At 53.1% G+C, this 20,303-nt stretch carries 16 protein-coding genes and 1 riboswitch; of the genes, 14 read left to right on the top strand and 2 right to left on the bottom strand.

Translation table 11 applies throughout. The features are described 5' to 3' along the window. Window positions 1–362: 362 nt before the first annotated feature. From A8990_RS11455 to A8990_RS11405, 11 genes are all read left to right on the top strand, one after another. Window positions 363–1,340, top strand: a complete 978-nt coding sequence (locus A8990_RS11455; RefSeq protein ID WP_116189169.1) for an aldo/keto reductase — start codon at window positions 363–365, stop codon at window positions 1,338–1,340. Window positions 1,341–1,543: 203 nt separating this feature from the next. Then, entirely contained in the window at window positions 1,544–2,890 is a 1,347-nt protein-coding gene (locus A8990_RS11450; protein WP_116189168.1) for an ABC transporter substrate-binding protein, read from the top strand. A gap of 108 nt (window positions 2,891–2,998) precedes the next feature. Beyond that, window positions 2,999–4,819, top strand: a complete 1,821-nt coding sequence (locus A8990_RS11445) for a sensor histidine kinase (protein WP_116189167.1) — start codon at window positions 2,999–3,001, stop codon at window positions 4,817–4,819. Between the two features lie 2 nt (window positions 4,820–4,821). Further along, complete coding sequence (locus A8990_RS11440; RefSeq protein WP_116189166.1) at window positions 4,822–6,486, top strand: response regulator; 1,665 nt, start codon at window positions 4,822–4,824, stop codon at window positions 6,484–6,486. After that, window positions 6,477–8,132 (top strand): glycoside hydrolase family 3 protein, encoded by a 1,656-nt coding sequence (locus tag A8990_RS11435; RefSeq protein ID WP_342772819.1) that lies wholly within the window; start codon window positions 6,477–6,479, stop codon window positions 8,130–8,132. Before A8990_RS11440 ends, A8990_RS11435 begins: the two co-directional genes overlap by 10 nt. 815 nt (window positions 8,133–8,947) lie before the next feature. Continuing rightward, on the top strand, window positions 8,948–10,789 hold the full coding sequence (locus A8990_RS11430) for an ABC transporter ATP-binding protein (RefSeq protein ID WP_245995972.1): 1,842 nt from the start codon (window positions 8,948–8,950) through the stop codon (window positions 10,787–10,789). Then, a complete protein-coding gene (locus tag A8990_RS11425; protein ID WP_181909522.1) occupies window positions 10,764–12,593 on the top strand; it encodes an ABC transporter ATP-binding protein in 1,830 nt (609 codons plus the stop codon). The genes A8990_RS11430 and A8990_RS11425 overlap by 26 nt, the downstream gene beginning before the upstream one ends. A gap of 59 nt (window positions 12,594–12,652) precedes the next feature. Next, a riboswitch (SAM riboswitch) is annotated at window positions 12,653–12,782 on the top strand. A 101-nt stretch (window positions 12,783–12,883) separates the two neighbouring features. After that, a complete protein-coding gene (locus A8990_RS11420) occupies window positions 12,884–13,357 on the top strand; it encodes a hypothetical protein (protein ID WP_116189163.1) in 474 nt (157 codons plus the stop codon). Window positions 13,358–13,511: 154 nt separating this feature from the next. Further along, on the top strand, window positions 13,512–14,450 hold the full coding sequence (locus tag A8990_RS11415) for an aldo/keto reductase family protein (protein WP_116189162.1): 939 nt from the start codon (window positions 13,512–13,514) through the stop codon (window positions 14,448–14,450). A gap of 23 nt (window positions 14,451–14,473) precedes the next feature. After that, the gene (locus tag A8990_RS11410) at window positions 14,474–15,316 is read left to right on the top strand and encodes an NAD-dependent epimerase/dehydratase family protein (RefSeq protein WP_116189161.1); all 843 of its coding nucleotides are present in this window, start codon (window positions 14,474–14,476) and stop codon (window positions 15,314–15,316) included. A gap of 22 nt (window positions 15,317–15,338) precedes the next feature. Beyond that, window positions 15,339–15,752, top strand: coding sequence for a cupin domain-containing protein (locus A8990_RS11405; RefSeq protein WP_245995963.1), 414 nt, complete (start codon window positions 15,339–15,341; stop codon window positions 15,750–15,752). Between the two features lie 61 nt (window positions 15,753–15,813). Here A8990_RS11405 and A8990_RS11400 read toward each other — a convergent pair whose 3' ends face one another. Continuing rightward, window positions 15,814–16,077 carry a hypothetical protein gene (locus A8990_RS11400; protein WP_116189160.1) on the bottom strand — a complete coding sequence of 88 codons (264 nt, stop codon included), beginning with the start codon at window positions 16,075–16,077 and terminating at the stop codon, window positions 15,814–15,816. A 93-nt stretch (window positions 16,078–16,170) separates the two neighbouring features. On the opposite strand from A8990_RS11400, the gene A8990_RS11395 reads away from it, so the two are divergent. Beyond that, the gene (locus tag A8990_RS11395; protein ID WP_181909521.1) at window positions 16,171–16,938 is read left to right on the top strand and encodes a DUF429 domain-containing protein; all 768 of its coding nucleotides are present in this window, start codon (window positions 16,171–16,173) and stop codon (window positions 16,936–16,938) included. Between the two features lie 118 nt (window positions 16,939–17,056). Here A8990_RS11395 and A8990_RS32480 read toward each other — a convergent pair whose 3' ends face one another. Continuing rightward, the gene (locus tag A8990_RS32480) at window positions 17,057–17,863 is read right to left on the bottom strand and encodes a methyl-accepting chemotaxis protein (RefSeq protein WP_116189158.1); all 807 of its coding nucleotides are present in this window, start codon (window positions 17,861–17,863) and stop codon (window positions 17,057–17,059) included. A gap of 215 nt (window positions 17,864–18,078) precedes the next feature. Between A8990_RS32480 and A8990_RS11385 the strand changes: the two genes are divergently transcribed. Both A8990_RS11385 and A8990_RS11380 read left to right on the top strand, forming a co-directional pair. Then, window positions 18,079–19,362 carry a phytoene desaturase family protein gene (locus tag A8990_RS11385; protein WP_342772818.1) on the top strand — a complete coding sequence of 428 codons (1,284 nt, stop codon included), beginning with the start codon at window positions 18,079–18,081 and terminating at the stop codon, window positions 19,360–19,362. Window positions 19,363–19,380: 18 nt separating this feature from the next. Beyond that, complete coding sequence (locus A8990_RS11380) at window positions 19,381–20,289, top strand: RNA polymerase sigma-70 factor (protein WP_116189156.1); 909 nt, start codon at window positions 19,381–19,383, stop codon at window positions 20,287–20,289. Window positions 20,290–20,303: the final 14 nt, after the last annotated feature.

Here is a 20,303-nt window from a genome sequence, read left to right as displayed (position 1 = left end):
GAGACCCAAATAAGCTCTCTCGCACAGGGAATCTTGCTGAATCAGGCGCTTCCGCCCGCTGAGAGATCCAAATAAGCTCTCTCAGCGGCTAAAACGCCGCGATATCGAGCTGAGAGATCCAAATGAGCTCTCTCGCCCAGGGAATCTTGCTGAATCAGGCGCTTCCGCACACGATCCAATAGGCACTGCTCTCGAGAACCTCCGAGGGCAGCGCCTCTTTTTTATTTTCGCCAAATAGGACTTTCGCGTTTGGTATTCCGAGTCGAAATCTCTATAATAGAGAAGGGAGACTTTCCCTGCTGGTTTGCTAGGTTGCTGGTTTGCTAGACCATATCCATGAAAGAGGAGCTGTGGAAATCGAGATGAAGTACACGTATTTGGGACGTTCTGGTTTGAAGGTAAGCCGTCTTTGCCTTGGCACAATGAACTTCGGAGTCGATACGGACGAGCAGGAATCATTCCGCATTATGGATGCCGCTATAGACGCGGGCATTAACTTCTTTGACACGGCGAACATTTATGGTTGGGGCGAAAATGCAGGCCGTACCGAAGAAATCATCGGCCGCTGGTTCAAGCAGGGCGGCGGACGCCGTGAGCGTACCGTGCTTGCGACGAAATTTTACGGAGATATGCACGATAAGCATGACGGTCCGAACCGTGACGGCGGATTGTCCTCTTATAAGCTGCGCCGCCATCTGGAAGCTTCGCTGCAGCGTTTGCAAACGGACCACATCGAGCTGTACCAAATGCACCACGTGGACCGGAACGTAAGCTGGGACGAGCTGTGGAATGGATTCAGCTCCGTACAAGCGCAAGGCAAGATCGGCTACGTTGGCGCGAGCAACTTTGCAGGCTGGGACCTGGCAGTCGCTCAAGGCGAAGCGAAAGCGCGCGGCATACTTGGACTTGTATCGGAACAACATAAATATAACCTGCTCTGCCGCTTACCGGAACTTGAAGTGCTTCCAGCAGCGCAAGGACTCGGCATCGGCGTCATTCCTTGGAGTCCGCTCGATGGCGGCTTGCTCGCAGGCAACGCGCGTCATGGCGGTGCTGGCAAACGCAGCGGCAACGCGGAGCGTCTGGAGAAGCACGCGGCGCAGCTGGCTGCATACGGCGAGCTTTGCGACGAGCTCGGCGAGCGCGAAGACGTTGTATCGCTCGCATGGCTGCTGGCGAACCCGGCAGTAACGGCGCCAATCATCGGCGTGCGTACAGTAGATCAATTCGAACGCTCGCTGCGCGCTGTCGAGCTTGAGCTTGATGAAGCGACGCTGAAGCGCATCGATGAAATTTTCCCAGGTCCAGGCGGAGAAGCACCTCGTGCTTACGCGTGGTAAGAAAGCTGCTATTCTCTGAATGAAAACGGCGCCCACAGGATTTTTACCTCCTGTGGGCCGTTTATTGTTCGCATTCTTTTACACTATCGCCCAAAAGTATCCCATTACCGTCGTATTTTCTACCTCCTGCACTTTGGGAGCGCCCTCTATAATTCATAGTATAGGGAAAGCAGTAATCATTAACTCAGCATGGGGGCTTTGTCATGAAGAAAGGGTTAACAGTTGCAGCGGTGATGCTCATGAGCGCATCGCTAATGCTTTCCGCCTGCGAATCCGAGAACGATAACAACGCAAGCACGAATAGTTCAAATATAACGTCAGACCGCACAAAGACGGTCAAAGACGTGAAATTATCGCTGCGTCACACGCAAATCAAAGAAACGAGCAAAGTTCGCTTGGGTATTTTCCAAGATGTAGTAGCAAAGACGGAAGCCGAGAATCCGGGCCTGAAAATCAGCATGGAAGGCATCGACGAAGTCGTGAACCGCGATCAGAAGCTGAAAGCGGAAATGGCTGCAGGCAATCCGCCAGATATATTCGAAGTCTTCGGCGGCGCAGACCTGAACTTGTACGTGAAAGCTGGCCGTATGCTCGATCTGACGCCAATCATTGAAGAGCTCGGCATTAAAGATAAATTCGCAAGTCTGGATGAGTTCACGATTGATGGCAAAGTGTATGGCTTGCCGTTTGGCGGCTACAGCGAAGGCGTCTTCTACAACAAGAAGATGTTCACGGAGCTTGGGCTGCAAATTCCCAAAACCTTCGATGAGCTGATCACGCTCGCTGAAACCGTTAAAGCGAATGGCAAAACGCCTTTTGCACTGGCAGCGAAGGACGCTTGGGTGAACGGCATGCTCTGGAACACGATCATGGAGCGCCATGTTGGCATTGCAAGCTTCGATAAACTGCTGACGGGCGAGGCCAAGTGGACGGATCCGGACTTCGTAGCCGGATTCGCAGATTATGCGAAGCTCGTGGATAGAGATTATTTCACGAGAGGCGCGCTTGGCCTGGCGTATGCAGATCAAGGCAGACAATTTCTTAAAGGTGAAACCGCGATGGTCTTCACAGGCAGCTGGGATGCGAACCGCTTCACAAGCGACGAGGCTGGCGATCTGAAAGGCAACATCGGCTACTTCAGCTTCCCGTCCATCGCAGGCGGCAAAGGCGATCAAACGTCGATCAACGCGAGCTACTCGAACGGCTTCGGTTTCTCGGCTAACCTGGATGCCGACCAGCAAGCAGCTGTTAAACAGTTCATCAAAAACTTTTTTAACGAAGAAATCCAGAAACGCACGCTTCTTGAAGACAAAGTACTTCCTTCCATGAAGCTGTCCGATATGTCAGGGGTAGACCCGCTGATCTCCGAAGTGCTTGGTGTAATGACTAACGCATCCTCTTCGTGGAAGGCATTCGATGCGATCGTTCAACCGAGCGTAGGCGCGGATATCGGCGTAGGCTTGCAAGAGTTGATCGGCAAAGTGAAGAGCCCGGAAGCGGTAGCGTATGCAGCGCAAACGTCGCAAGACAAAGCGAACGCGCAAAAATAACACGGAACGAGCGTGCGTTCCTTCTGGTATACTGCACATAAGCAATTCCCATCCCATTTCAGCTTACATAGACGCTTATTTAAATCGACAAAAGGAGCCGTCGCCCCTATGAACTTGCGTCCGAAGCTGCTGCTAGCTTTTATAGCGCTGATCGTTGCTCCTCTTATATGCCTTGGCATTGTATCCTTCCTGAATTCGGAGCGTCTGCTAGAGAAAAAGTACAGCGAACAGACGGAAATTACGCTGAAGGCGGTAGGAGGCAATATCCGCTATTTCTTCAATGAGCTCGATCAGCTTACGGATGCGGCTGTGACGAATGCCACGGTGCAGGATGCGCTGCGCAGTTCTCGCAATTCAGTGAATGATGCGAGCCGGCTTATTGCGATCAGCCAATACGAGAAGTCGCTCCGAGACACGGTGCTCTCTCAGAATCCGGCGCTTAGTATGCTTGTCCTCTACGGCAGAGACGGCACCACGTTCCGTTCCTACCGTAATGACCCGACGACATTCAAGAACATCACGCTCGAAATGCTGCAGACGCATGCGATTTTCCCGGAGGTGGTGGAGCTTGGCGGCCGCCAATTCTGGATCGGCCCTTATGAGCAGCCGGGGCTTACGGGAACAGGCGCAGCGCTGTTCACACAAATTCGACTTGTGAAAGATATGAATTCGTTCAACGATTCCGGCGTAATGGTCATCCAAGTGAAGTCGGATGAAGTCGACAGCATGCTGCAGGACTTTACGTTAACCGGAGAGAAACAGACGCAGACGCGCTATCTGATTATTAACAAGAACGGGCTTGTCATGATGGACAGCCAGCATCAAATCGAAGGCATGCTTGCAAGCAGTCAAGTTTCGCTGCCGCTCGAGAAGACGGAACGTTACGCGAGCTATCGCGCCAAATTCAATCATGAGGATTCGCTCGTCACTGCGTACAATCTCGATCGGAGCGGGTGGATTCTCGTGTCCATCAAATCGTGGCAATCGCTTTCAAAGGAGAATGTCCGGTTCGTGCAGTGGATTGGCGGCATAACGCTGCTCTGCTTGATTTTCGCAATCCTGTTCAATATCTTCTTCGTGAATCCCGTGGCAAAAGCCATCATTCGCGTTGTTCGCAAAATGCGCCTCGTCGAGCAAGGGATGCTGGACATTCGCGTGCCGGCCAGCGGCAAGGATGAGACGCTGCTGCTCGCTAACAGTTTTAACAGCATGATCGAGCGTATCGGCCGGCTCCTCGGCGAGGTGCGGACAGAGCAGGAACGGAAGCAGCACGCAGAGATGATGCTCATGCAAGCGCAGATAAAGCCTCATTTTCTCTTCAACACGTTGGAATCGATCAATGCGCTCGCGGCTCAGAACGAAGGCGGCAAGATCATGCAGATGGTGAGGAGATTGAGCATTTTGCTCCGAACAAGCATGCATCATTCTGAAATTATTACGGTACGCCAAGAGATTGAACATGTTCGCAGCTACTTGGAGATTCAAAAATACCGCTTCGAGGATCTGTTCAGCTATGAGCTGGATATTCCGGATGAGGTGCTGCATGATGCGATACTGAAGCTGACCCTTCAGCCGCTTGTCGAGAACAGCATTCAGCATGGGTTCGAAGGCATTGATTACGCTGGCTTGATCCGCATTTCCATAGCACTCGAGGATGGGGCAGTGGTATTCACAATTACAGACAATGGCATCGGCATGGATGAAGCGGCGCTGAAACGGGTCAATGGACTAGAGCCTGAGCCGATGGGGGATATCGACCTCGATCTTAGTGTCGCGGAGCAAGGCGAGCGGCGCGGACTTGGACTGCATAACGTTGCAGACCGGCTGCGCATTCATTATGGTCCAAAGTACGGCTTGATGATGTGCAGCTATGAAGGATTCGGCACGATGATCCGCATTAAGATACCGCGAAGCAGAGGTGATCAGTGAATATGAATGGCAAAGTGCTGCTCGTTGATGACGAACAACATATTACGCGGAACTTGGAGAAGGCTATCCCGTGGAGTATGCTTGGGCTCGAAATAATAGGAACAGCGAAGAACGGCGTCGAGGCGCTGGAGCTGCTGCAGGCGAACCCGGCCGATCTGGTGCTGTGCGATATTCGGATGCCGGTCATGGACGGACTGGAGCTCGTCCGCCACATTCGGGAGCAGGCTATTGCGTGTGACGTGATTATGCTGACGGGTTATCAGGACTTTTCCTATACGAGGTCCGCGATCCAGTATGGCGTGAAGGATTATATCCTCAAGCCGATTCCTTATGATGAATTGACCGGCGTCATTGCGAGAGTGATGTCGGAGCAGCGCAGCAAACGGCTGCAGCTCAAGGAAGAGCAGCGCAAGCTGGACAAGATGATCGACCTTGCCAATGAGAAAATCCTGTACGACGTGCTGCTCGACTATACCGACATTACACCGGACAACTGGCTGATGGCGGGGCAGGAGCAGTGGCTGCGCGATCCGCAGTACACCGTGATCGTACTCGATATCGACGCAGGCTCTGAGGATGCGAAGGACTGGCGGGAGTGGCAGAAGAAAGAGCGCAAGATGTGGAATTTTGCCGTCTGTAACGTGCTCCGCGAGACGCTGCAGCTGGCTCAGCTCCAGCACGCGGTCATTCAAATGCGCGATGGCGAGTGGTGCGCCCTTATTCAAGGCAACCGATTGGAGCCGGAGAAGGGCAAAGCGCCGGACGCCGTGCAAATGAAACAGTGGGCGGATATGCTGCTCGCCTCTGTGAAGAGCAACGCGAAGTTGCAGCTCCATGCGGGCATCTACGATAAAGTGGCGGCGATGACGGAGCTGTCAGCTGCCTATAAAGCGGTGCAGCGCGGGATGCAGCTGTCGACGGACACGGTGCCGATCGCGTTCTTCGGCAGCGAGCTTGCCGGCGGCTTCGAAACCGGCCGAACGCTGTGGGATATCGCGGAGCGGCTTATCGGCGCGATGAAGCGCGGCGATGCATTCGGCGTTGACGAGGAGCAGAAGCGGATTGCCGATCAGCTGCACAAGGCAGGCGGAGGCGCTGAGGGACGATTAAAGCCGCTGCTGCATTTCCTTGCGCTCCATCTGATGCGCGAGCTGAAAGAAGCGGATCTGCTGCCGCGAGAGCTGGAAGAGGCGCTGTGGCGGAAGATGGATTTGCATTTTAGCGTGAAAGATTTGTTCGCCGCTATTCGTCAGGCTTCCAATGAGGGTGTCGCGCGAACGACAGACAAGCGCAAGCATTCCGAGCGCCAAATGGCAGATGCGAAGCAGTTCATCGACCGCCATCTGTTCCGGGACCTTAGCGTGGAGGAAGCGGCGACGCATGTGGGGCTGTCGACGTCGCATTTTAGCTTGCTGTTCAAGCAGACGTATGGGGAAACGTTAATCGAGTATATTACGCGCCAGCGTATGGAAACGGCGAAGTCGCTGCTGCTGGAGACGCCGAAGAGCGTTGTGCAGATTGCGAAGGAAGTCGGCTATGCGGAGCGGCGGTATTTTACGAAAGTGTTCATCAAGTACACGGGTCAGAATCCGACGGAATATCGCATGGCTCTGCAAGGGGGAACAGGTCCGCTCGCGATGGAAGAGGAGCCGGACGAGTGGCGTTAGAGTGTCAGGCTGAGCAAACGTACATAACGGATGAAGAGGTGCAAGACATGGGAGAGCATTGGCGGCAATACAGTTTACGGGAGAAAATAGGGCAGCTGTTCGTATTCGGATTTCACGGGCAGCGTCCGTCAGCGGACATTGAAGCGTTGATCGAAGAATATGGCGTCGGTGGCATTATCTACTTCACGCGCAACATCGTCGATGCGAAGCAGGTGCACGAGCTTTCTGTCAGTCTGATGGAAACGGCAGAGCGCGCGGGCAAAACGCCGATGTTCATCGCCGTCGACCAAGAGGGCGGCATGGTGTCGCGTCTGGTTCGCGGCGTTACGCTGATGCCGGGCAACATGGCGCTTGGCGCAGCGGGTTCGGCTGGCGGCGTGTTCGAGACGGCGGCGATTACCGGCGAGCAGCTGCGCGCGGTCGGCATCAACTTGAACTACGCGCCGTGCGTGGACGTCAACAATAACCCGGATAATCCGGTTATCAATGTTCGTTCGTACAGCGACCGGCCTGAAGTGGTCGGCGAGCTGGGCCTTGCTGCCGTTCGCGGCTATCAGCGGTCAGGCGTATCCGCGACGATCAAGCATTTCCCTGGACACGGCGATACGAGCGTCGACTCACACCGGGATTTGCCTGTATTGCCGCATGACCGCGAGCGGCTGGAGGCGATTGAGCTCGTGCCGTTCCGCATGGCAGCGCCAGAGACGGATATGATTATGACGGCGCATGTTTGCTTACCGGCGCTGGATCCGTCCGGTGTTCCTTCGACTTTATCAAAGTCGGTGCTTAGCGGTTTGCTTCGCGAAGAAATCGGCTACGAAGGCGTTATTGTGACGGATTGCCTGGAGATGAACGCGATTGACACGTTCTACGGTCCGGCGCGCGGGGCGATTATGGCGCTGCAAGCGGGAGCGGATATGGTGCTGATCTGCCACACGGCTTCGAAGCAGCGTGCGGCACTGGAAGCCGTAGTTGCAGCGGTCGAGAGCGGCGAGCTGACGGAGGAGCGCATCGATGCTTCGCTTTTGCGGATTATGAAGCTGAAAGCGAAGCGGGAAGTCGGGAAGCCGCTTGGGGAGTGGGCTTCGGTTGAGCCGCAGCTGAATACGCCGGACCAGCAAGAAGCTGCTCGGAGCTGGAGCGAAGCGTCGGTGACGCTGGTGAAGAATGAAGCGGGGCTGCTGCCGCTGAAGCGGGGAGCGCGAACGCTCGTGCTCTGGCCGGCCATCGTTGCCGTATCGGATGCAGACGAGCTGTTGACCGATGACGGCACGCTCGGCGGACGGCTAGCGTCGCGCATGCCTGAGGTGTCCGAGCGGCGCATCGGGGCTGACGATGCGCTCGAAGGTTTGGACGCATTCGAGCAAATCGTATTCGTCAGCTACGATGCGGCGAAGCATGCGGACGAGCGCGAGGCCGCGGCGCAGCTGCTTGCCGCGGCGGCGGATCGGACCGTCGCGGTGTCGGTGCGTAACCCGCTCGACCTGCTCGTGTACCCGGAGGTGTCGGCATTCCTCGCGGTGTACGAATGCCGCCCGCTCGCACTCGAGTCCGCAGCCCGTGCGCTGCTCGGCGAGTTCGAGCCGCAGGGCAAGCTGCCGCTGACGCTGTCGGAGCAATATCCGTTCGGCTGGCGTCGTCAATAGTTGATAGAATAGCTGCACAGGCGAATATCGCCTGTGCAGTTTTTTTTTCAGATCCAACTCATAGACACTTGATTAGCTGAGTGGCGCACGCGAGAGAACATATAGGTTCTCTCAGCGGTGAAATCGCATGGAACTGGAGCAGAGAGGACGCATACGTTCTCTCAGTAGTAAAGTAAGCTGAAATGGCAGGCGTAGCCTAGCCGAGAGAACAAATACGTTCTCTCAGTAGCGAAAACGCGCGAATTAGGAATCGAGAGAACCTCCAAACTGGCTCTCTCATGGTTTACCCAAACCGCATACCAAGACGAAATGCCTCTGAGAGTTCCCGATTCGACCTTTCAGCACGTAAACCACCAAACAAATGAGCTGAGAGATCCCACTAGCCTCTCTCGGCTTTTTTGGCCTTTCTGCTATTGTTCTCTCGATCCAAACATAGAGCTTTTCCAGTTGAAGTAGGGAGGGAGTTGCTCACCCTGTCGGAGCTAAATCCGTTCAGCCGGCGCTGAATCTCCAGTTTGTTGGGAAATAATTGTTCTATTGTACAGCTGCACAGGTGGTGACCTGAGCAGCTTTTTTTTATAATTGGAAGGATAATTATGGAAGAAGGAGAACTATCCTAGTGGCATATTGATCTCATTCGTTCTACCAACAGTTGAATTCCCCCATAACCACCGTTTCAACTAATGCTTGATAGGTCGATATTCGCGTGCGTGCTATGCTGTTCAAGGCAAAGCCAACTGCGCAGTTTCACCAAAAACTGTAATTACGCATTAACTCTAAATCTGCAACTACCATTAGGAGGGAGTAAAGTGTCAATGGAGAATGGAGTTACCTACTCCGCTTGGTCCAACATCCGTTATTCCATGCGGCAGCACTGGCGGGCAAGACCGCTAACTCTAATTTGCTGCGTCATCTCCGCGCTCGTCGGTGTCGGACTGCCTTTTGTAAGTATTCTTATGCCCAAAATTGTCATTGATCGAATCATTGCGCATGTCGCACCGGGTGAGTTTATATTGTCGGTGGGTGGAATGGCGCTGCTTCTGGCGGTGCTGAGCTGCATGAAAAGCTATGCCGATCTCATGACCACTGAATCTGTAGGAACCATCAGCATTTTGAAAATCCTTCAAACGACCATGCATAAGCATCTCCATATGGACTACGAGGTGCTTGAGAGTCCTGGTTACGCGAAGCTCGGCGAGAAGGCGTGGCGTGCCATGCAAAGCAACCACTCGCCCGCCTCCAACATTCCGCGCAACCTGTCACAGCTTCTCATGAACGTATTGGGTTTTCTCGCCTATGGGTTCGTCATTGTGACGGTACACCCTCTCATTATTATCTTTCTCGCTGTTTCTGCGGGGATCAATTGGCTGGCGCTGTCCCGCGCACGCAAAACGGAAAAGGAGACGCGTGAAGAACGGTCAAAGCTTCATGGCAAGCTGTGGTACATCCAGAAGGTATCGAAAGAGCCGTCCGGAGGGAAAGATGTGCGGCTATATGACCTTGGCAGCTTGATCCGAGGTGTTTTTCAAAGCGTACTCATGAGAAGCACCAAAAAAGAGCATGAGGTAGCGACGGGTGATATGAAGGCTCAGCTCTCGGATGCGGTGCTCAGTCTCATACGTGACGGTGCCGCGTACGCGTTTCTTATTTACTTGCTGCTGAACGACAAGATGAGCTTAGGCAATTTCGTGCTCGTGTTTGCGGCCATTGGCGCCTTTGCGGGTTGGTTATCGGGCATATTGAAAAATGCAAGCGAGCTTATGCGATCGTTAAGCGAGATGTCGGACATTCGAGCCTATCTTGACGTGCCTGATCTTTCAAATACCGATGCCGGTCATAAGCTGCCGTCCGGTGATCTGCTCCCGCCTGCAATCACGCTGACAGACGTCGGATATACCTATCCAGAGGCAGAGAAACCGACCCTGCATGGTATCAATCTTGAAATTAAGCCGGGAGAGCGGATTGCCATTGTCGGGGCAAACGGAGCGGGCAAGACGACGTTGATCAAGCTCCTGTGCGGGCTTTATAAGCCGACAGACGGCGTGATTACGCTTGGTGGCGTCGATGTTACGCGCTATAACAGAGACGAATATTTCTCGCTCTTCTCTACGGTGTTTCAAGACATTCATCTCTTCTGTTGTGATATAGCCGGCAATGTTTCGCAGCAGTCACCGGATCATACAGAATATGATAAGGTGAGGAAATGCCTGGAGATGTCCGGGCTTATGGATAAGGTAAGCGGGCTTACGAAGGGCGAGTCTACGCTTCTTGTACGCCGCGTGCACAACGACGCCATCGAGCTGTCGGGCGGCGAGAAGCAGAAGCTGGCGCTGGCGCGAGCGCTCTATAAAGACGCGCCGGTTATTATCCTGGATGAGCCGACCGCTGCGCTTGATCCGATCGCGGAGAGCGAAATCTATCAGCGTTACGCCGAGCTGACCGCAGGCAGAACTTCGATCTATATCTCCCACAGGCTGGCAAGCACGCGTTTCTGCGACAGAATCTTGCTGATCGAAGACGGCGGTATCGCGGAGTGCGGCACGCATGATGAGCTGATGAGAAGCGGCGGGAAGTATGCCGAGATGTTTGACGTGCAGTCCCACTACTATAAGGATGGGGAGGTATCCGAAAATGAAGACGCATTCCATCTGGCGTAACCTGATTCGCGGATACGGCATTGTAAACCGCTTAACGCCAACCTATATTCCGCTCACGATCGTCTCCACCTTCGTCAATGCGGTGCAGCCGTTAATGGTGCTCTTCCTGTCTGCTCAGATCATTAACGAGCTGGCTGGCGCGCGCGACACAGGGCGAATTACGCTGTACACTGTGCTCGCAGTAGGACTTGCGTTCGTTTTCTCCGCTGTAAACGCCGTGGTATCGCGCCGAATTACGACCTTAAACAATACGCTCTGGGTACGTTTCTATTTCTTTCTTGGGTCCAGATATATGGAGCTTAATTACGATCAAGTGGAAGATATGAATAATAATGAGCTGTTAGCAGATATTGAAGCCAAATCCAACGGCAACGGACTTGGCGTTCTTCGCCTGCATTACAGTCTGCCGGAATTATTGCAGCCCCTTTTTGAGCTCACCGCGTCTATCGTGCTGATTTACGGCATGTTTGCGTCGAGTTCATCCTATGAGCAGACGTTTATTACCTCTCCGTTTGCCACCGTACTGCTGGTTATTCTGATTCTGCTTATTCTTCCCTTCACCTATGTCATTAAGAAAAGGGAGGAGCGGATTCTGAAGACGGTGTTTGAGGAGAATCCGAAGGCAAACACCTATGTAACGTTCTTCAATGAATATATGCAGGCCAAGAATGCCGCGAAGGACATACGGCTGTACAAACAAGCACACGCGATTGAGGATCACTATAATAAATCGGTTGGAGCGGAGTTCTGGTATCGGATTTTCGGATTGTTCGGAAGAAACAACGCCTTGGCAGCAGCCATGAATGCCGTGCTCGGCGGCTGTGTCTATCTCTTCATCGGACTGCGGGCACTATATGGCATGTATCCGTTAGGAAGCGTGGTGCAGTACATTGGCGCGGTTACCGGAGTTGTCGGCGCATTGGCCAAACTTGTTTCGGTTCTGGGCAATTTCATTACAAACAACCCCTATCTCATCCGGCTGTTCGACTATCTTGACCTGCCGGACCATATGCGCGAGAACGGTGGCAACAACAGACCCATCCCGCAAGAAGAGTTGGAGTTTGAGTTTCATAACGTGTCGTTTAAATATCCTGGAGCCGATCACCATGCGATTCAGCAGCTTAGCATGAAGTTCAATGTCGGCGAGCGGCTTGCCGTCGTAGGGTTGAACGGCAGCGGCAAGACCACGATGATTAAGCTCCTATGCCGGCTTTATGAACCTGCAGAGGGTGTCATTACCTTAAACGGCATCGATATTAGGGAGTACGACTATTCGGCATATATGGGAATGTTCAGCGTTGTGTTTCAAGACTTTAAGCTCTATTCGTTCTCGCTTGGCCAGAATGTCGCCGCTTCCGAGGTTGTTGACGCAGAATTGGCGGAGGAGTCGCTTATATTGGCGGGGTTAGGAGAGAAGCTGAAGAAGCTGCCTAATGGGCTTGAAACCTACCTGCACAAGGATTTTTCGGACGACGGCGTCGAGATTTCAGGGGGCGAAGCGCAAAAGGCAGCTCTGGCCAGGGCGCTATACAAAAACGCGCCATTCGTCGTGCTAGACGAACCAACGGCGGCTCTGGACCCTATTGCCGAGTTCGAAATCTACTCCCGATTCAATGAGTTAGTCGGCGACAAAACAGCCATCTTCGTCTCGCACCGGCTCTCCTCTTGCCGGTTCTGTCATGACATCGCCGTGTTTCACGAGGGGCGGCTGATTCAACGCGGCACCCACGATGAACTGTTAACCGATCGGGGCGGGAAGTATGCTGAGCTGTGGAATGCGCAGGCACAGTACTATGTCGCTTGAATTTTCTTGACATCAAGTTGCTTTATAGTATGATAGAAAGCAATTGAATACATGGAACTTTCTTATCAAGAGCAGGTGGAGGGACTAGCCCGATGAAACCCGGCAACCGACAACCCTTTGTTAATCAAAGGCTTGCACGGTGCTAATTCTTGCGGAAACGCTTCGTTAAGCGAATCTGGGAGATAAGAGCGAGGATCTGATTTTGGATGATAATGACCTTTCTCTTTCTGCAGAGAAGGTCATTTTTTGTTTTCATATGCGCGACAAAACATCCATTCAGGAGGGACAGTATGCCGATTACGATTCCTAATCCGATTACGACCGAGGAGAGCGTTCATCCTCTTCCGTTTGATATACAGAATTGCAGGATCACCCGCATAGAATGTTTTCGATATGATCGTGAGTATCGAGCGAAACTGCTGCTTCGAGACGAGACGGATATTTGCGGTTTAATTGCCATATCTACAAATACTGGAGTAGTTGGTCTCAAGGAGTTTGTGATTTCTTCTACATGTCTGACAGGTGATTTCACGATGTGGGCTGCTCATTTTCAGCGAATGAAAGGTCTGCCTTTGGCGGAAAGCATCAGCTACCCTCAACTGAAACAACACGCATGGGGCCAAGTTAGAGTGCAAATCATGGAATCGGCAGTAATGGATCTAATTGATAAAATAAATCGGGGCTTTGATGATAATAAGGTTCCTGGAGAGGACTTGGATCGAGCATACTTATATGATCATGCACAGGCGTATATCTCGTTTTGAGCCCGTATCCTTAAGTGAACTAAAGTATAGTAGATATATACCATATAATATAGTGATAAAATATTCACTTCTTACGTGATGAACCTGAGTTTCTTATAATAATGAACGAGTCCAGAAGCGGACGAATTCGAGTAGGAAGAGAGATGAGTCGACCATGCAATTTCGGAGATTGGGTAAGAGCGGAGTGAAGGTCAGCGAGATTAGTCTGGGCAGTTGGCTGACATATGGAGGATATGTAGAGCGCGAGAACGCGGTCAAATCCATCGAAACCGCCTACGGGTTAGGCATCAATTTCTTCGATACGGCGAATGTTTACGAGCGGGGAGCCGCCGAGATACTCATGGGCGAGACGCTGCGGGCATTCCCTCGGGAATCCTACGTACTGGCAACCAAGGTGTTCGGGCAAATGGGCGAAGGTCCTAACGACCGCGGACTTTCGCGCAAGCACATTATAGAGCAATGTCATGCAAGCCTGAAACGGCTGGGGGCCGAATATATCGATTTGTACTATTGCCACCGTTTCGATCCGAACACGCCGATGGAAGAAACACTTCGAGCGTTGGACGATCTGGTAAGGCAGGGCAAAGTGCTGTATGTGGGGGTCAGTGAATGGACGGCATCGCAGATGGCCGAAGCGCATGCGATCGCTGACCGTTATCTGCTCGATCGCATAGTGGCCAATCAACCGGTTTACAATATGTTCAATCGCTATATCGAGAAGGAAGTCATTCCTTACGGGGAGCGCGGCGGGATCGGACAAGTTGTGTTCTCTCCCCTTGCTCAAGGCTTGCTGACTGGGAAGTATGCCTCTGCGCAGAACCTGCCAGCAGATAGCAGGGCATCGAAACTAGAGGGAATGCGAAAAGGGATTACCGAAGAGAAAATCGCCAAGGTGCAGCAGCTGAGCGAAGTGGCGGCCGAGTTGAACTTGACGGTCGGACAATTGGCTCTAGCTTGGATTCTGAGGCAGGATAATGTCAGCAGTGCGCTGGTAGGCGCAAGCCGACCTGAGCAAGTAGAAGAGAACGCGAAGGCAGCCGGCGTTATTCTAAGCTCCGACGTGATCGGGCATATTGAAAGTATACTGGCATAACGCCGATAAAGGAGAAGTAGAGTATGTCCAAAGTAGTTGTAACCGGCGGAAGCGGAATGCTGGGTGAATGGGCGGTAAAACATTTTATCGAACAAGGGTATGAAGTGGTGAATGCGGATTTCAAGCATCCGAAACAAGCGGTGTGCAAAACGGTGATTGTGGATCTGAACAATCTGGGCGAAGTGTACGGCGTTCTCGCAGGAGCCGACGCCGTTGTACATCTGGCAGCCATTCCCGTCGCTTATTCGCATCCGAACGAAGTTACCTTCCACAATAATGTCATGTCCACTTATAATGTACTGGAAGCGGCGGCGGGCCTTGGAATTCGCAAGGCAGTCATTGCTTCGAGCGAATCATCGTACGGGTTAGTCTTTGCAGTAGAACGGTTCAGTCCGCAATATGTTCCTGTGGATGAGGAGCACCCTCAACTTCCTCAGGACAGCTATGGATTGTCGAAGGTTGTGAACGAAAAGACAGCAGATATGTTCCACAGACGTACGGGCATGCAGATCGTCTCGTTCCGCCTCGGTAACGTCATTGCACCGGATGCCTATGCGAAATTCCCGCAATTCATCCACGATCCTGCTGAACGCGATCGCATTCTATGGAGCTATATTGACGCAAGGGATGCGGCATCGGCGTTCCAGCTGGCGATCGAGGCAGAAGGGCTTGGAAGCGTAGCCATTAATCTTGCTTCAGACGATACAAGCATGGACATCTCGAGCCGGGACTTGATGGCGGCGCGGTATCCAGACGTCACGGATTTCCGGAGAGAGTTCCAAGGAAATGAAACGCTCCTATGCAATGAAAAGGCGAAACGTCTATTGAATTGGCAGCCGAAGCATGCTTGGCGCGATCAAATCTAGAATTTGAGGGAGACCAAACCAAATGTCCGATATGAACTTCATTTCCTCGCTCTTGAACGGTCAATCGTTCCAGCCATCCGGCTCGAAGCTGGTCATCGCCGATTGGAAGGCCGAAGGTACGCCTGCGGGCAGCGAACCGATGCCGATCGCGCCGCTGCACCGGCATCTTGTGGATGATGAAGCGTGGTATGTACTGGAGGGACGGCTAGCTTTTCAGATTGAGGATCAAGTAATCGAAGCTGGTGCGGGACAAGCTGTTATCGTGCCGAGCGGCAAGGCGCATACCTATTGGAATCCGGCGTCGGAAGAAGCGCGGTATCTCATCATAATGACAGCTGCCATCAACACGCTTATCGAAGAGATTCACCGTTCGACCGATCGAAGCTGGGATAAGATGAAGGCATTGTTTAACCAATATGAAGCGGAGCTGCTGTAATTAATTAGCGGCTGCGGTACACGACAACAAAGAGCAGCGCGGGTCGCTGCTCTTTCATTGCTTAACGGGAACGCTTGAGCAAAATCACGCCGCTGATGCTGGACGTCATTTGTCTGTAGACGATTTTGAAGCCAACGTCATTATCGCGCAAGCAGGCTAAGGCGTTGACTAGCAAGCCGCCGACTTTGAGGCTGTTTTGGCAAGGATATGAACTGCCAATGACGCGGAAAGAAACGATTCTGCGTGCAGAACCGGAAACAAGTGGATTACGGGACCAAGTAATAAGCACCAAATCGGGTTGTTGAACAGCTTTTGTACGAGCCATATAGGGTTCCCCCTTTCGAGTGTGTTCCCTATAATAAATGCTAGATTCATATAAAAGGTGCAAATGATAGAGTCAGAAAAGAGGGAGCAGCACATGCCGCGCGGAATTGGAATAGACGGCTGCCGGTCAGGCTGGGCGGCGGTCGTGATCGAGGATTCTCTTGAAACAGCCAAACTGGTACTGGCGGCCAATATTACGGGGCTGTGGTCGCAGCTGCAGCCTAGCAGCCGCGAGGACGATCTTGTCTTTATCGATATGCCGATTGGTCTGCCGGAAGGGGAGCATGGCAACAATAACACGCATTCGGCACGTAGGAGTGACGCCGATTGCCGGAAGCTGCTGCCCGCGAAGCGTAAGAGCAGCGTGTTCAATACGCCGACCAGGCAGGCGACTTATTCGGACACGCCTTCGGAAACCAACTTTGCCATTGTGCAGAAGAAGCTGTCCAAGCAGTCGGAGAACATCATTCCGAAGATCAGGGAAGTGGATTTGTTTATCCAAGCGAATTTGCAGAAGGGCGGAAATCAGCAACCTATCGAGCTTATCGAGGAATCGCATCCAGAGCTGAATTTCCAGCGATTCAATGCGAATACACCGCTTGCGCATAACAAGAAGACGAAGGAAGGCATCGCGGAGCGCGTGGAGATTTTGCAACATGCAGGGATTCCCGCATCAGCGATAGAGTCGATGCTAGATGGGGCGCGGGCGAACGCGGTAGCGAAGGACGATATTCTGGACGCGGCCGTGCTAGCACTAGCAGCGTACAGCATCGCCTCCGGTATTCGGACCAAGCTGAAAGTATCCCCGAGCGAGCAGTATGATCATGCAGGAGTACTCGAAATGAACATTAGCTATTGCTAAGTTGAGGAGGTGCGGAAGTGAGAATACGCATCGTCGGCGGTTGCGGCAGCGGCAAAAACGAAGGAGCCTGACGACCTAGCTTGCTTAACAGCTAAGCGGTCCGGCTCCTTTTTGCGTACTATTTCAATGTGCTTGCGATGCTCTCGATATGCGAGAACGTCGAGTTAAGTTCCTCAAGCCCAGCGCTGTGCTCCTGCGTGATGGCTGCGATTTGCTGTACCGCATCGTTCACGCCTTGGTACGCTTTCAGAATGAGCTCAAGCTGCTCCTTACTCGTTTGCGCGGCTTCCTTGCTCTTGTCGGCCATTTTGCGAATCTCGGTTGCGACGATGTTGAAGCCTCGGCCATGCTCTCCCGCACGTGCCGCTTCGATTGCCGCGTTCAGGCCAAGCAGATTCGATTGCGAAGCGACCTCTTCGACGAACAGAAGCGTCTCTTGAATTTGTTGAATGTCATTCTTGATCGCCTGCGTCGATCCCGATACTTCCTGCAGCTGCTCTGTAATATCGCTTGAGCCAAGCGAGATCTGGTTCGTCGTCTCCGACATCCCCGACAGCAGGTCGATCAGCTTCTTCGATGCATCGCGCAGCGAGTACATCTGAACAGCCGATGAAATAATGGCCACGATTCCGATCATCTCGTCGTTCTCGTCGAAGATAGGAATGCCGACCGATTTTACAGGGACGGGAAGCTTGCCTGATGGCAAATCTTCCGTTTGACGCGTCATCGTGTTCATGACTTTCTCAGGGACCAGCCCTTTGAAGGCGCTGATTGGCGTGCCAAGCTGAAGGCCGAGATTAACTGTCGTTCCAGGCAAGCTATGAATAAGCTTCTCTGTATCGAAGATGGCGATGTGGGCATCGTCCGGATACAGGGCTTGAATGCCTTTGGATAACGAAATATATTGCTCGAGAATTGGGTGCATCTGGAGTCCTCCGCTGGTAGAGTTTTACTTTATGGATAGCTCAAGCATATGTTACTAGAATGCGTGCGAACCAGTGTCCATAGAACTATAAAGCGACAGGATTCGATAAAATTACGGTAAAGTTATCCGCGAAAAATTGTTTTATCCTCTTTGTCACAAAATCCCCCTCTCATCCGCCTTATCTCATGAAGACAACAACTTGGAGGGTGATGGAGATGCAGCAACATTATGATACAGCCATTATTGGCGGGGGATTGGCAGGATTAATTGCAGCGCTGGAGCTGGCGAATAAGGGGCGTTCTGTGATTGTCATTGAGAAGTCGAACCGGCTCGGCGGTCGAGCGATGACGAATACGCAGCATGGCATTCATTTGAATATGGGCGGGCATGCACTGTATAAGACTGGGCGAGCTTATCAGATTTTGCAGGAGCATGGCGTGAAGCTGGAGGGGGGAAACCCTTCTCCGAATACGAACTTTATATGGAACAAGGAGCTGTACGCGATAACGCCGAATCCAGTCAGCATGCTGACCTCGAAGCTGTTAACCTTCTCTGGTAAAATAAACCTGATGCGTCTCTTCCTGAAGCTCGGCAAGCTGGACGCAGAGCGAATTCCAGCGGCAATGAGCGTACGGCAGTGGGCGGAAACGGAAGTGGCGGATCCGAAGGTGCGGCATATTTTCTATGCGATCTGCAGGACGGCGACGTATACGCTGGATCCCGATCATCAGCTTGCTGCGCCTGCGCTTGCGCAAGTGCAGCGTTCGCTGAAGGGCGGCGTCCTCTATGTCGATGGAGGCTGGCAGACGATTGTGGATCAGCTTCGGCAGAAAGCGCAGCAAGCAGGCGTGCATATCGTAAGCGGCAAGTCGGTGCGCGAGATTGCGCATGCGGACGGCAGCGTGCAGAAGCTGATTTTCGCGGATGGAGAAGAACTCCGCATCTCGAACGTTGTCTGCACGGCATCGCCATCGGAGAGCGCGAAGCTGGTGCAGGGTGCAGAAGCGACGGCGCTGAATCGGTGGAAGACGGAAGCGAGGCCGGTAACCGCGGCATGCCTGGATCTTGGTTTGCGGAAGCTGCCGGTGTCGGGACTGCATGTTGCCTTCGGTCTCGACCAGCCGATCTTCTTCACGGATCATTCGGCAGGCGCGAAGCTGAGCGACAACGGCGAGGTAGTCGTGCATTTGATTAAATATAACAGCCCGGGAACCGTAAACAAGAGAGCGGATGAGAAGCTGCTGCACGACACGATGACGATGCTCCATCCGGGCTGGGAGCAAGAGGTCGTGACCAAACAGTTTCTGCCAACGATTACGGTCGTTCATGATTATCCGCATATTGCGAAAAGCCAGAGCGCTGCAGTCGGCCCGGAAGTACCGGAGATTCGCGGATTGTACGTGGCAGGCGACTGGGCCGGTCATGGCGAGCTGCTCGCAGATGCGTCTGCGGCAAGTGCAAGACGAGCGGCGGAAGCGATTATTCGCAAACATGCTTAATAGTTGGGGGTGCATCGTATGGAGCAGACAGAAGGAGCGGGTTCGGCGGCAGAGGCTTACTCCGCCTACAAACCGTTATTGTTCGCATTAGCCTACCGTATGCTTGGCAGCGTCATGGATGCGGAAGATGTGGTGCAGGAAGCTTTTCTATCGATGAGCGAGACGAAGCTGGAGGATATTCGGCATCCGAAGGCATTCTTGTGCAAAATCGTCACGAACCGCTGCATCGACCGACTCCGTTCAGCAAGCAAGCAGCGCGAGGTGTATGTAGGGCCTTGGCTGCCGGAGCCGCTAGTCGAGGATGAAAGCCGGTCCAGCGAGGACTCTTTCTTGCAGAGGGAGTCGCTCTCAACGGCTTATCTGCTCCTGCTTCAGCAGCTCTCGTGGGTGGAACGGGCGGTGTTCCTGCTGCGTGAGGTGCTGCAGTATGAGTACGATGAGATTGCGGAGATCGTTGGCAAGAGCAGCACGAATTGCCGGCAGATCTTTAGGCGGGCGAAGCTTGCGATCAGCGGCATTCCGGAGCAGGAGCGCGAGCTCGCTAGAGTGAACGCGCAGACGAAGGAGACCAATATCGCGATGCAGTTCGTGCAGGCGCTCGCATCCGGCAATGTGGCGCAGGTGCTCAGCATCGTGCAGGAAGGTGCCGTCCTCTACTCGGATGGCGGCGGCAAAGTGAAGGCGGCCGTTCGTCCGATTCAAGGAGCAGAACGCATTGCGGCGTTCTTCTTCGGTATTATGGAGAAGCAGCTGCCTGAAGATAACAGCTTCGCCTTTGCTGCGGTGAATGGCGGAACCGGCGTTATCGGGTACACGCAAGGAAAGCCATATTTTGTACTGACATTCGATGTTGGCGAGCAGCAGCGGATCTCTTCCCTCTACCTTGTGGTCAATCCGGATAAACTGACGCACTTGGCATCTCTATAAGAGTAATCGATAAC

The organism is Paenibacillus taihuensis (assembly GCF_003386535.1).
Lineage (GTDB): Bacteria > Bacillota > Bacilli > Paenibacillales > Paenibacillaceae > Paenibacillus_Z > Paenibacillus_Z taihuensis.
This window is presented reverse-complemented; position numbering and strand designations above follow the sequence as displayed.